Source organism: Pseudomonas sp. LW8 (genome assembly GCF_041956865.1).
GTDB lineage: Bacteria > Pseudomonadota > Gammaproteobacteria > Pseudomonadales > Pseudomonadaceae > Aquipseudomonas > Aquipseudomonas siliginis.
Genome location: NZ_CP168138.1, coordinates 4140177 through 4153324, shown reverse-complemented (window position 1 = coordinate 4153324; position 13148 = coordinate 4140177). Strand labels below are relative to the sequence as shown.

At 59.8% G+C, this 13148-nt stretch carries 8 protein-coding genes, 4 tRNA genes and 1 pseudogene; 9 read left to right on the top strand and 4 right to left on the bottom strand.

The window, feature by feature from the left end; translation table 11 throughout:
* The first annotated feature begins 226 nt into the window (after window positions 1–226).
* The 4 genes and pseudogenes from AB9L16_RS18750 to AB9L16_RS18735 all read left to right on the top strand — a co-directional run bounded on the left by AB9L16_RS18750 (window position 227) and on the right by AB9L16_RS18735 (window position 4655).
* Window positions 227–988: an SDR family oxidoreductase gene (locus tag AB9L16_RS18750; protein WP_315436179.1), complete on the top strand. Its 762-nt coding sequence runs from the start codon at window positions 227–229 to the stop codon at window positions 986–988.
* Window positions 989–1178: 190 nt separating this feature from the next.
* On the top strand, window positions 1179–2579 hold the full coding sequence (locus AB9L16_RS18745) for a PLP-dependent aminotransferase family protein (protein WP_076563828.1): 1401 nt from the start codon (window positions 1179–1181) through the stop codon (window positions 2577–2579).
* 108 nt (window positions 2580–2687) lie between these two features.
* Window positions 2688–3794, top strand: a pseudogene (locus tag AB9L16_RS18740) (HAMP domain-containing protein); the annotation flags it as partial.
* A complete protein-coding gene (locus AB9L16_RS18735; RefSeq protein ID WP_372241007.1) occupies window positions 3774–4655 on the top strand; it encodes a methyl-accepting chemotaxis protein in 882 nt (293 codons plus the stop codon). The pseudogene AB9L16_RS18740 and the gene AB9L16_RS18735, both read left to right, overlap by 21 nt.
* 254 nt (window positions 4656–4909) lie before the next feature.
* Here the strand turns inward: AB9L16_RS18735 and AB9L16_RS18730 are convergent, their stop codons facing one another.
* The gene (locus AB9L16_RS18730) at window positions 4910–5668 is read right to left on the bottom strand and encodes a hypothetical protein (RefSeq protein ID WP_039764159.1); all 759 of its coding nucleotides are present in this window, start codon (window positions 5666–5668) and stop codon (window positions 4910–4912) included.
* A 384-nt stretch (window positions 5669–6052) separates the two neighbouring features.
* Between AB9L16_RS18730 and AB9L16_RS18725 the strand changes: the two genes are divergently transcribed.
* From AB9L16_RS18725 to AB9L16_RS18710, 4 genes are all read left to right on the top strand, one after another.
* Window positions 6053–6128: transfer RNA gene (locus AB9L16_RS18725), tRNA-Glu, on the top strand.
* A 2-nt stretch (window positions 6129–6130) separates the two neighbouring features.
* Window positions 6131–6206: transfer RNA gene (locus AB9L16_RS18720), tRNA-Gly, on the top strand.
* A gap of 104 nt (window positions 6207–6310) precedes the next feature.
* Window positions 6311–6386, top strand: a tRNA-Glu gene (locus AB9L16_RS18715).
* Between the two features lie 3 nt (window positions 6387–6389).
* Window positions 6390–6465: transfer RNA gene (locus AB9L16_RS18710), tRNA-Gly, on the top strand.
* A 138-nt stretch (window positions 6466–6603) separates the two neighbouring features.
* Here the strand turns inward: AB9L16_RS18710 and aceE are convergent.
* Window positions 6604–9273, bottom strand: a complete 2670-nt coding sequence (gene aceE, locus AB9L16_RS18705) for a pyruvate dehydrogenase (acetyl-transferring), homodimeric type (RefSeq protein ID WP_375122537.1) — start codon at window positions 9271–9273, stop codon at window positions 6604–6606.
* A 171-nt stretch (window positions 9274–9444) separates the two neighbouring features.
* Between aceE and AB9L16_RS18700 the strand changes: the two genes are divergently transcribed.
* A complete protein-coding gene (locus tag AB9L16_RS18700) occupies window positions 9445–9897 on the top strand; it encodes a MarR family winged helix-turn-helix transcriptional regulator (RefSeq protein WP_375122536.1) in 453 nt (150 codons plus the stop codon).
* A gap of 9 nt (window positions 9898–9906) precedes the next feature.
* Here AB9L16_RS18700 and AB9L16_RS18695 read toward each other — a convergent pair whose 3' ends face one another.
* Window positions 9907–11007, bottom strand: a complete 1101-nt coding sequence (locus AB9L16_RS18695) for a pyruvate dehydrogenase (protein WP_375122535.1) — start codon at window positions 11005–11007, stop codon at window positions 9907–9909.
* Window positions 11008–11229: 222 nt separating this feature from the next.
* Window positions 11230–12969, bottom strand: a complete 1740-nt coding sequence (locus AB9L16_RS18690; RefSeq protein WP_375122534.1) for a dipeptidase — start codon at window positions 12967–12969, stop codon at window positions 11230–11232.
* Window positions 12970–13148: the final 179 nt, after the last annotated feature.

The following is a 13148-nucleotide window of genomic DNA, read 5'->3' as shown; positions in this document are numbered from 1 at the left end:
TCGAATGGAATGAAGCCTTGTTGATAGCTCTTCAACGCCGATGTCGCAAGGTTGGCTGATACGGCGAATGCGAGTCGATCCAGTGCAGTGATGGTTACGGGGCGGGTTTTATCACTGCGGCGCATGGGCCTTTAAACAGCGATTGCATAGTGCTGACGCGCTTTCGCTGCCCTTGGCTATGCTGCGACGCCAACATCTTCCAGTTTTTGCGTTCGAGGACATACCCATGAGCATGACGTTTTCCGGTCAGGTGGTTGTAATCACGGGGGCCGCCCACGGCATCGGCCGCGCGACAGCCCTGGCGTTTGCCGCCGAGGGCCTGAAAGTGGTGGTGGCTGACCTGGACGCGGCCGGCGGCGAAGGCACGGTGGCGCTGATTCGTACAGCCGGTGGCGAAGCGTCCTTCGTGCGCTGCGACGTGACGGTGGAAAGCGATGTGAAAAATCTGATGGATGAGGTGATCAATACCTACGGTCGTCTCGACTATGCCTTCAACAACGCCGGCATCGAAATCGAGAAAGGCAAACTCGCCGACGGTTCGCTGGACGAATTCGACGCGATCATGGGTGTCAACGTCAAAGGCGTCTGGCTGTGCATGAAGTATCAGTTGCCGCTGCTGTTGGCGCAGGGCGGTGGCGCGATCGTCAACACGGCGTCGGTGGCCGGGCTGGGTGCGGCACCGAAGATGAGCATCTACGCGGCGTCGAAACATGCGGTGATCGGCCTGACCAAGTCGGCGGCGATCGAATACGCGAAGAAGAAAATCCGCGTCAACGCAGTGTGCCCGGCAGTGATCGATACGGACATGTTCCGCCGCGCCTACGAAGCTGACCCGAAGAAAGGCGAATTCGCCAATGCCATGCATCCGGTCGGACGCATCGGCAAGGTCGAGGAAATCGCCAGCGCGGTGCTGTATCTGTGCAGCGATGGCGCAGCGTTCACCACTGGGCACTCATTGGCGGTGGACGGCGGCGTGACAGCGTTCTGAAAGTTGCCGTAATTTTAAGAACCCGCCTGCGCGCGGGTTTTTTGTTCCTTGCGGTTGGTCCGTGTGAATACCGCTAAACAATGTGTATCAAACCGTTAGAACTGCCGCATTTGGCGGTGTTGTCGCACAGCCTCGGCGGTGCGGCTGTGATTTACTGCTGCCAGCAAAACTGACAGGAGTTTGCGAGCTCATGGAACTGAGAATTGACCGACAGGCAATGGTGCCGGTCGTGCAGCAGATCGTCGACGGAATGACTGACTGGATTGTGCAAAGCGGCATCCCGCCGGCCACCCGGTTACCCTCCGTACGGCAAATCGCCCGGGGGAATCTGCTCAGCCAGTCGTGCGTTGTCGAAGCCTGCGAGCGCCTGGTCTCGCAAGGCGTATTGACCACGCGCCAGGGCGCGGGATTCATCGTCGCGGCCTCGCCGGCATTGCGCGAAGCGGACTCGGAATGGGCAGCATGCGAGGGCCGCCCCGCATGGCGTGATGAGGTGGACGCCGCAACGAGTCGCTTGATTTTGGGGCAAGGAGGCTTGCCGCCGAGTTGGCGTGAGCCCGACGACCTCAGCTACGCGCTGCGCGAGGTGGCACGCACCGACATGGCCAGCCTGTTCAACTACAGCTCGCCACTGGGCCTGCCAGCGTTGCGCGAGCAAATTGCCAAGCGTCTGAAACTGCTGAATATCGACGCCTGCAATACCCGGCTGATGAGCACCAGCGGTGCCAGTCATGCGCTCGATCTGATCGTGCGCACCCTGTTCAAGGCTGGCGATTGCGTGGTGGTGGAAACGCCCGGTTATGCACCGTTGTTTGACCTGTTGCGTCTGCACGGCGTACAGATGCTCGAAGTTCGTCGTACGCCGAGCGGGCCGGACATCGACATGCTCGAGTCGGTGCTGCGTCAGTTTCGTCCCGGCGCCCTGTTCATCGGCAGTCATCACCACAATCCCACCGGCAGTTGCCTGACGCCTGCGGTGGCCCAGCGTATCGTGCAGTTGAGCAAGACCTACGACCTGCGCGTGATCGAAGATGACGTCTACGCTGATCTGCACACCGGCAACGGTACGCGGTTGGCGGCGCTGGACCATGGCGGCCGGGTCATTTATGTCGGCAGCTTCTCCAAGACACTGAGCAGCTCGTTGCGGGTCGGTTTTGTCCTGGCGGACAGCGAACTGCTGAAGCGCCTGGCGGAGGTCAAGATGATCAGCGGCCTGGGCTGTTCGAGGCTGGCCGAGGCGGTATTGGCCAGACTGATGGCGACCGGCGCCTATCGCAAACTGGTGCAGCGCCAGCGTCAGCGCTTGAATGCCGATCGCGCGGCGGCCTTGCAGGCACTGGAAGACGCCGAGTGGGAAGTGTTCGGCAAGCCGGTTGGCGGGCTGTTTATCTGGGCGCGGGCACGCTTGCGCGACCAGGCGTCGGTGCGCAGGCAGGCCCAGCACTGCGGACTGGAGTTATCAGCAGCGGACGCTTTCAGTCCCAGCGGTGAGTGCGGTGACTGGCAGCGCATCAATGTGGCCTGTGCCTGCGACCCACGGGCGCGGCAGTTTTTTCGCAATACCTGCGCGGATCGACCTCCAGCATTCTGAAAACGACGCGGGCGTAGCTTTTTGCCATTATTCCGACGCCAGAGTCTTGTGCTGGTTCGAGCCCGTTGCGAATCTTCGGCAACAGACTTTGGCAGGGGACTACGCGCAATGATTTCGGCCGTGCAAGGACGTTTTGCCAACCTCGGTATGGCGAAAAAACTGGGTATCGGATTTGTGCTCGTCTTGTTGCTGACTGCGTTGGTGGCGGCGATCGGCGTCTGGTCGCTGCAAACCATCAGTTTGCGTTTCGACGGCTTGAAGCAGATGTCCGCGCTCAACAGCAGCCTGCTCAAGGTGCGCCTGCTCGAGCAGGAATACGCCCTGCGCGGCAATCCGAAAACCGCCGATGCCTTGCGCGAAGGCGTCGATGGGCTGGTTGTTCTAGCCGGCGAGCTCAAGGCACATTCCCCGGCCAATGTGCCGGTGATGAGCGATGTCGAGCAAGCGCTGGGCGCGTATCGCAAGGCCTTCGATGAATTCGTCTCGCTGAGCCAGGCCAAGGACCTCGCGCTGGAGATGGCCAGTTGGTCGGTGTCCAGCGTGGCCAATAACCTCGACGTGTTGCAGAGCGGCCTGGCCGATGATGGCGCCTACACGTTGAAAGACACCGAGGGCAAGGACGGCGCCCAGTTCATCGAACAGGCGAATCAGGTCAGTCAGGTCTCGCGACTGATGCTGCAAGCGATGAACGAGGCGCGCGTGCGGCTGGATCAAAGCCGCAAGGGCGATGCCGACAATGCCGGCCAGGGCAACATCGAGCAGGCCGCGCAAGCGCAGGAGCAGGCCGAGGCGCTGAAAACCACGGTCAAGGACGAGGGCTATCTGACTGTACTCAACGAAGTGTCGGGGCATATCGCCGGATTCAACGAGAAACTGGCTGAATACACCGGTTTGCTGGCGCAAGAGAAAACTGTTTATGACCAGTTGCATCAGCGTGCCGCGCAAGTGGTGGACCGGGTCAATCAGGCCTATGTCGCCGAAGATGCTTCGATGCAGGCGGAGCTGAAAAAGAACACTGTGTTGATCATTGGCTCTTCGGCGCTGGCCTTGTTGGTCGGATTGCTCGCCGCGTGGGTGATCACGCGCCTGATCGTGGCGCCGCTGCGCAGTGTGATTCGCGTGGCGCAGCAGATTGCTGCGGGTGATCTGACGGCGAAGGTCGAGGTGACGCGCCGCGATGAAATGGGTCAGCTGATGTTGGCGATGCAGCAGATGGCTGCCGGTCTCGGCACGATTGTCAGCGGCTTGCAGGCCGGCATCGAGCGCTTGGCCGGTTCCGCGCAATCGCTGTCGGCAGTGACCGAGCAGACCAATCTGGAGGTCAACAGCCAGAAGGAGGAAACCGAGCAGGTCGCCACCGCCATGAACCAGATGACCGCCACCGTGCATGACGTCGCGCGCAATGCTGAAGAGGCGGCGCTGGCGGCGCAGACGGCGGATGACAAGGTCGAGAGCGGCCAGCAGGTGGTGCGTCAAAGCATGGCGCGGATCGAGCAGTTGGCGGATTCAGCGACCTCGGCCAGTTCCAGCATCGAGAGCCTCAGCGCCGAAATTCAGAATATCGGCACGGTGCTGGAGGTGATCAAGAGCGTGGCCGAGCAGACCAATCTGTTGGCGCTGAACGCGGCAATCGAAGCCGCGCGCGCCGGCGAGCAGGGCAGGGGGTTTGCGGTGGTGGCCGATGAGGTGCGTGCGCTGGCACGGCGTACGCAGCAATCGACCGAGGAGATCGAACGCTTGGTCAGTGCCCTGCGCGCGGCGGCGCAGTCGTCGGTGCAGCAGATTCGCAGCAGTGGCGAACTGGTGAAGCTGGCGGTCAGTGATGCGTTGCAGACCGAGAGTGCGCTGGGGAGTATTGCCGCGGCGGTGTCGTTGATTCAGCAGATGAATCAGCAGATCGCGGCGGCGGCGGAGGAGCAGAGTTCGGTGGCGGAGGAGATCAATCGCAGTGTTACGCAGATTCGTGCGAGTGCGGATCACTCTTCCGTGGCCATGCGCGGGAATGCGGCTTCGAGTGTTGAGCTGGCGCAGTTGGGTGGCGAGTTGCGCTCGATGGTTGGGCATTTTCGGCTTTGAGCCTTGGCGGCCCTCGGGCCGACCAGGCTCTCGGCTTCGCCGCGTGGGGATGGCCCAGTCTTGCTTTTGCTGTTCTGTGGGAGCTGGCTTGCCAGCGACGGCGGCCTGACACCCGACCGATTTTTACCTGAGAACACTGCTTCCCAATGTGGGAGCGAGCCTGCTCGCGAAAGCGGCCTTCAATTCACATTCTCTTTCAAGTCGCCCACAAAAAAGCCACCAATAACGGTGGCTTCTCTTCCAGCATTCCCGCCTCAGTCGTAAATCACTTTTTTCTTCCAGTCCGCATCGGCTTCGACATCCTTCAAACCGGCGGTCAGTTGGTTTTCTTCACCTTCCACCGGGGCAATCTTGTCCATGACCTGGGCGTTCGCTCGGGCGAGGAGTTTTTCCAGGTATTGCAGTTGCTCCGCGTACATCTGCGGGTCCTGCTGTTTGCGCAGATATTGCACGCCGCGTTCGAAGGCGAGGCGGGCCTGGCCGGGTTGGTTTTGTTGCAGGGACTGTTGGCCGAGGTTGTTGAAGAATTCGATGTGCAGCAGCACGAGGATGTGGCGCACTTCGCGGATCCATTGTTTGGCTTCGTTCGGTGGCAGGAAGCCGTCGTGGGCGGCGCGGGTGATCTGGCCGTGCAGGGCTTCGAGGAGGAAGCGCACGTCTTTGGCTTTGGCTTCGGTGAGGATCGGCGCGGGCGGGTTGTTCACCGGGATCGATTCGCCTTGGGCAACGAGGGCGCTCAGTTCGGTAATGCGGGCCTTGGTGGTTGCGCTGGTCTTTTCCAGATTGAGCAGGCGCTGGCAGACGTTGAGTTCCAGGCGGGTCAGCAGCAGCTTGAGCGCCGGGGTCATGAACTGGCCGGGGAAGGTTTCGGTCAGTTCGCCGCAGCGGCGCAGGCGGTCGTTGAGTTCGACTTTGGTGCGGGCCTTCTCCAGTTTGTTGTTTTCCACCACATGGTTCATGTAGCCAATGGCGATCAGAATTGCGATCCCGGCTACGACTAGCAGGGTGATCATGAGTGGTGTCACCGGTAAGACCTCTTTATAGGGTTCGCATGCGAGTGTAGTGGCTGGACATTTAGGCGCCTAGCGCCGCTCGACGGGTTTGATCGGCTGCTGCAATCTGTATCGGCAGCCAGCGGTATAGATGAATGCTGGCGCTTGATGTGCAGATTGCCATCACTGTGCGGTGGACTATAACGTCTTGGCGAGTGGCGGAATATAGGCGTCAGGTTTCGGACGACGGAAAAGCCTTACGCGGCCCGTAATCCGGGTCGAAGTCATTGATTTAAATAAATTTATATCAGGGGGTTGACGACCCCTCAATCCATCCATAGAATGCGCGCCACTTGCAGCGTAAAGCACACAGCGAAACGCGGCAGGGAGTGAATGTTGTAGTGTGTCCCCTTCGTCTAGTGGCCTAGGACACCGCCCTTTCACGGCGGTAACAGGGGTTCGAGTCCCCTAGGGGACGCCAATGCGGGAATAGCTCAGTTGGTAGAGCACGACCTTGCCAAGGTCGGGGTCGCGAGTTCGAGTCTCGTTTCCCGCTCCAATTTTAAACAGCAGTGCTTTCGGGCGGTGCTGAGTGAAACCAGAACCAAGTCTTCGGATGCGGATCTGGACACCGAAACACACACCATGTGTTCCGGGTAGCGTGTCCCCTTCGTCTAGTGGCCTAGGACACCGCCCTTTCACGGCGGTAACAGGGGTTCGAGTCCCCTAGGGGACGCCATTTGCGGGAATAGCTCAGTTGGTAGAGCACGACCTTGCCAAGGTCGGGGTCGCGAGTTCGAGTCTCGTTTCCCGCTCCAATTTCACAAAAGCGCCGATCAGTGATGATCGGCGTTTTTGTTTGTGCGCGTTTTGTGGCGGCAACAAAAAGGACCCTGGCCTGGTATCCGGCCAGGATGCCTTTTCAGGCCCTTTCCAGTTTCAATGGAATCACCCAATCATACAGCTGCAGGATTCTGCTTCTCGGGGTCAATCCCATAAAGAACAATCGCCTCGGCGACTTTTTCCCGTGTGATCGCTCCGTCGTCAGCCAGCGCTTTGAGGGCCGCCAAGGCAATGAAATGGCGATCCACTTCGAAAAACCGACGCAACGATTCGCGGGTGTCCGATTGGCCGAAACCGTCAGTGCCCAGGGCGACGAAGCGGCGATTGGGCACGAACGGGCGGATCTGATCGGCGAATATTTTCATATAGTCGGTCGCGATCACCACCGGACCCTGTGCATCCTGCAGGCAGCTTTCAACATGGCTGATGCGAGGCGTCTGTTGTGGATGAAGCAGGTTCCAGCGTTCGGCATCCTGGCCCTCCCGACGCAGTTCGGTCAGGCTGGTGACGCTCCATACGTCACTGCTGACGGCAAAATCCCGCTCCAACAATTGGGCAGCGGCGACGACTTCCTGCAGGATCGAACCGCAACCCATCAGTTGCACATGCTTGCCTTCGCCGGGCTGCGCACTGGCGCTGAGCCGGTACATGCCTTTGAGGATGTCTTGCTCGACACCCTCGGGCATCGGCGGATGGGCGTAGTTCTCGTTGAGCAGCGTGATGTAGTAAAAGATATCCTCGTTTTCGGCATACATCCGCCGCATCCCGTCCTGGATGATCACCGCCAATTCATAGGCGTAAGTGGGGTCGTAGGACACGCAGCAGGGGATGGTGGAAGACAGGACATGGCTATGGCCGTCGTCGTGCTGCAGGCCTTCGCCCATCAGCGTGGTCCGGCCGGACGTGGCGCCGAGCAGGAAGCCCCGGGCACGGGCGTCACCTGCCGCCCAAGCGAGGTCACCCACGCGCTGGAAGCCGAACATCGAGTAAAAAATATAGAAGGGCACCGTCATTACGGCGTGGGTGCTGTAGGAAGTGCTCGCGGCGATCCAGGAAGAAATTCCGCCGGATTCGTTCAGGCCTTCCTGCATGATCTGGCCATCCCTGGCCTCTTTGTAATAACTCAGTTGACCGGCGTCCTGAGGCGTATAGAGCTGGCCGACGTGGGAGTGGATACCAATCTGGCGGAACAGGCTTTCCATACCGAAGGTGCGTGATTCGTCGGGGACGATCGGCACGATCAGTTTGCCAATATTCGGGTCCTTGAGCAGCGTGCCGAGGATGCGCACGAACGCCATGGTCGTGGAGATCTCCCGCTCGCCAGTCCCTTTGAGCTGTGTATCCAGCGCCGACAAAGCCGGGACCTGCAATGGTGCCACGGCATTGAAACGGGCCGGGATGTAACCGCCCAACTGGCTGCGCCTGGCTTGCAGGTACAGGCTTTCGACGCTGTCCGCAGCCGGTTTGAGGTAAGGCATGTCGCCGAGCTGATCATCACTGAGTTCCAGTCCGAACCGATCACGGAACGCCTTGACCGCGTCGTCGCCCATCTTCTTGAGCTGGTGGTTGATATTTTGACCTTCACCGGCTTCGCCCATGCCGAAACCCTTCACCGTCTTGGCGAGGATCACGGTCGGTCCGCCGATGTGGCGCATGGCGGCGGCGTACGCGCTGTGGACTTTCTCCGGATCGTGGCCACCACGGGACAGTTTCCAGATGTCGTCGTCGCTCAGGTCACTGACCAGCTCCAGCAGCTCAGGGTATTTGCCGAAGAAATGCTCCCGCACGTAGGCGCCGTTCTGCGACTTGTAGTTCTGATAGTCGCCGTCGACGCACTCCATCATCCGCTGGCGCAGCAGGCCGGTCCTGTCCTTCTCCAACAGGGCATCCCAGCCGCTGCCCCAGATTACCTTGAGTACATTCCAGCCAGCCGCCCGGTACAGGCTTTCAAACTCCTGAATCACCTTGCTGTTGCCGCGCACCGGTCCGTCCAGGCGCTGCAGATTGCAGTTGACGACAAAGATGAGGTTGTCGAGCTTTTCCCGGCCCGCGAGAGAAATCGCCGCCAGGGATTCCGGCTGGTCCATTTCACCGTCGCCGAGAAATGCCCAGACTTTACGCCCCTGATGTTCCTTTAGCCCACGGTCTTCCAGGTAACGCATGAATCGTGCCTGATACGCGGCGGTAATTGGCCCGAGCCCCATGGACACCGTCGGGAATTGCCAGAAATCCGGCATCAGCCGTGGATGCGGATAGGATGAGATACCGTCACGATCGGTCTCGCGGCGGAAGTTGTCCAGTTGCTCTTCACTCAGGCGTCCTTCCAGATACGCCCGTGCGTAGATGCCAGGTGAGGAGTGGCCCTGGATGTACACCATGTCGCCGGCGAACTGCTCGGTGCGGCCACGGAAAAAATGCTCGAAGCCGACGTCGTACAAAACCGCCGCCGATGCGTAGGACGCAATGTGTCCGCCCACGTTCGAATGTTTGCCGGCACGCAGCACCATGGCCAGCGCGTTCCAGCGAATATAGGCATTGATCCGGCGCTCCACGGCCAGGTCGCCGGGGAAGGGTTGCTGGCGTTCGACCGGGATCGTATTGACGTAGGGCGTCGTCACGCGCCCGTAGAAGTCACCATGACGGTTGGCGTCGAAATCCAGCATCTGATCGATCAGATAGTGGGCGCGAGGGCGTCCTTCGACACTCGCCACCGACTCAATCGATTCGAGCCATTCGCGAGTCTCTTGTGGATCCTCGTCGAGAAAAGCGGGTTGTTGTGCCATCGTTGTCGTCTCCTGAACATTGCAGCAGCACCGAGTCGTTTGGTGCCTGACCAAGGGGCGTGGGTCAGCGCCAGCCTTCGAGTTTGTAGTTGCAGTTGCAACTACGTGAAAGAACTTAGCCTGCCGTGCGCTACAATTGCAACTAAATCGATTTCATGAAAAAGGTGATGCATGTCTTCCAACGAGCCGGATACCTGGTTCAGATTCGTCAGGGCACACCGCTGCCTGATCCGCGAGATCGAGCGTCGGCTGGCGGCCGCCGGGCTTCCGGCCTACGCCTGGTACGACGCGTTATGGGGGCTGGAAAGCGGCCCCGAAGGCAGCCGGCGAATGAACGAATTGGCGGATGTGATGGCCATCGAGCGCTACAACCTGACGCGTCTGGTGGACCGCCTGGAAGCCGAAGGTCTGGTCATCCGCAGCCGCGCCAGCGATGACGGTCGCGGCGCTTATGCCAGCATCACCGAGCAGGGCAAGGCGTTACGCAAGAAAATGTGGGCCATCTACGAAGGCGCAGTGGACGAACTGTTCTTGTCGCAATTTGACGACGCCGAGCAACGGCTTTTCAGCGATGCCCTCGAGCGCGCGGCCAGCGCGGCGCGCAGCAGTGGGCGGGCGAAGTGAGAGAGCTTTTCATTGGAGCAGGTACCGATCCATGGCCTGCTGGATGAACGCTCGGCTGATGACGCCTTCCTCAGCCAGAACCTGCAGGGCCAGCACCACGATCCAACGCTCATCTACCCGGCCCACGGCGGACCCGATCGAGTCGGCACCGAGGGCCACGAACCGTGACTTCACATGTGCACCGATCTGCTCGGCGACATGCCGGCCATACCCGGTCACGGCCACCACCGGCCAATCCTCGTTGTCCAGGCAATCGAACAAATGCGCTGACCTGCGCGGCATCTCTGGATGCAGGCGATTCCAGCGGTGCGCATTGTCCGCATCGCGGGCAAGGCGGGTATAGCTGGGGCAGCTCCACAGTTCGCTGGCCACGCCCCAGTCCTCGCGTAGCAGCTGCGCCGCCGTCGTCACCGACTGCAACGCCAGCCCCGCCCCGAGCAAGCGCACTTTAGGGCGCGCTGAATCGATATCGATGCTGCTGAGCCGATACATGCCCTTGAAAGCCTCGCTGGCGCTGAGTCGGTTGGTTGGAGCGATGAAGTCACTGGGCTCATCGTGAAGTGCCATGTAATAAAAACCGTCGTTGCCTTCCACATACAGACTTTGCAAAGCCGCCAGGGTAATGGCCTGCGCTTCGGCGCCGCTGGCGGGGTCAAAGGGCAGGCAGTGCGTGTTAGCGACCAGCCAGAGTGGCACCCAGGGATGAGCCCCCTTGGGCCAGCGTGAAGGCAAGGTTTCGATGTCATTGCACAGAATGCCGCGATGGGCCGATTCATTGGAAAGTGCACACAACTCGGCCGATGTTGCCGAAGTAGTCAGGTACAGCAGCGGCCTCTCACTGGACCGGGCGATGGCGCTCAAACGCAGGGGCCAGGCGCTGATCCGGGTGTGGGCATTTGCGGTTTGGCTCTGTTTGCTGGAGCGGATGACCCAGATATGCCTGGCTGTTCCCGGATCCCTCTCGAGGCGATTGGCGATATCGACCATGGTGAGCAGCGGCGAGGAAGAGCCCGCAGTCTGCTGCGGTGGAACTGTGCGGATCTTATCGATGCAGGCCTGAGCGGCCAGGCTGGTTTCTGGCGTCTTAGTGAAGCTGGAAAAGCCCATCATTCCACGATCTCCGTACGTTCCGTCGTGCCTGCACCTTACTCAAGGCTTGCATGTGATTGCAAGTGCAACGAAGTTGAGTGTCGGTTGCAGGCGATCGAAGTCCGACCTGCTCAGGGGGCTGACAGCCTCGGCGCGCGCGTTTTGTGGGGGCAAAAAAAGGACCCGATGCGGGTCCTTCCTTATGTTTGACCCGGTCACAAGCGACCGGGTTAACACAGCGCATCAGAGCTTCGGCAACTGCCCGACACGCCCCATCATTTCCGTGACGATCTGCAGATCCAGCAGGAACTGGTCGACGGTCTTGAATTCGCCATCGGTGTGGCCGGTGTACTTGGCCTCAGGTCGCGCCAGGCCGAATTGCACGCCGTTCGGCAATTCGTGAACCGAAGTCGCGCCAGCGGAAGTACCGAATTCCGACTTCATACCGAGGTTTTCGCTGGCTACGGCAAGCAGCGCCTTGACCCACTCACCCTCGGGGTTGCGATACATCGGTTCGGCCACGGAATAGTCGAACGCTACAGCGACATGAGTCTTCTTGCTCCAGGCGTCCAGTTTCTCGGCGATCTCAGTCTTGAGCTTTTCCGGGGATTTACCCTTCGGCACCCGCAGGTTCACCGCCAGTTTGAAGGCTTTGTCATCCTCACCGACGTAGGTCAGCGAGGTGGTCAGTGGCCCCATGAACGAATCGGAGAAACCGACGCCAAGTTTTTTGCCCAGGTAATCCAGGCCCCAGTTGTCATCGGCATAACGTGCGGCGTCGGTGAACTGGTTGTGCTTGAGCGCGACTTTGCCGTCCAGGCTGTTGATGAAGCTCAGCATCCGCGCGACCGGGTTGACGCCGGACTCTGGTTCGGAGGAGTGCGCAGAAACCCCCGTCACGGTCAGTTTGACGTCTTTGCCATCAACCTTCGCCGCGACTTTGAAGTCGCCGCCGTTGGCTTTGGCGTAGGCGTCGCCGGCTTTTTGCAGACTGGCGGCGAGCTCGGCAGGCTTGTCGGTTACCAGCGTGGCCACCGAAGCGGACGGAATCTGGTTGGTCGCCTTGCCGCCGGTCATCGAAATGATTTCCGCGCCGTTGCCTTCGCCTTTGCGTTTGGCAAAGTTGGCCATGACGGTGCCGTAACCTTTTTCGGCGATCACTACCGGATAACCGCCGTCCAGCGCCATGTTGTAGTTCGGCGTCGGGTTGCGCTCGAAGTAATAGGGAATGGCGTCGCCGCTGGTTTCTTCGGTAGTGTCGACCAACAGCTTGAAGTTACGCGCCAGTGGCAGTTTTTCGTCCTTGATCACTTTCATGGCGTACAGCGCCACGACAATGGCGTTCTTGTCATCCTCTGTGCCACGACCGTACATGCGATCGCCAATCAGCGTGACTTTGAACGGGTCGAGTTTGGTGCCATCTTTCAGCACCCAGTTTTCCGGCGTCACCGGCACCACATCGGCGTGGGCATGAATGCCAACGACTTCGTCGCCTTTGCCATCCAGAGAGATTTCGTAGACACGGTTATCGATGTTGCGGAATTTCAAACCGAAGGATTCGGCGAGTTTCTGGATCTCGCCGGCAATCTTGATGAATTCCGGGTTGTCGTGTTGCTCCACGCCGTCCTTGCGGAAGGTCGGGATCTCGACGAGTTGGCGCAGGGTTTCCAGCGCGGCCTTGCCATATTTCACGCGGGTATAAATGCCCAGCAGACGGTGAATTTCATTCTGCTGTTCGGCGTTCAGGGTCTTGTTGTCGAGGAAGGCGCTGATGGACGGGTTGAGGTTATCCGTCTTGGCCAGGTCGCTTTTCGCCAGGCTGCCAAGGAAGCTGCGGAAATCCGTCAAGCTCTTGCCGTCGAAGGATTTCAGGATCGCTGCGCTTTGCTCGGCAGTGATGTTGGCTTGTGCGGCGCTGGTAAACGTGGCGAGGCTGGCCATGACCAGAGTGGCGGCGGCCAGTTTTTTCAGGGAAAAGACCATGGAACAGGCATTCCTTTGCAAAGGATTGGGAAAGTATTTCTGTCGCTTGTGACAGAAACATTTTGTAAACCTAACACTGCGAGCGCTGGGAAAGGGAGTCGCAAACTTGATCTGTCGCACAGAAATGCAAAAGAGGCGCACAAATGAAAAAGTCCCGGCAGCTGATGCCGGGACTTTTT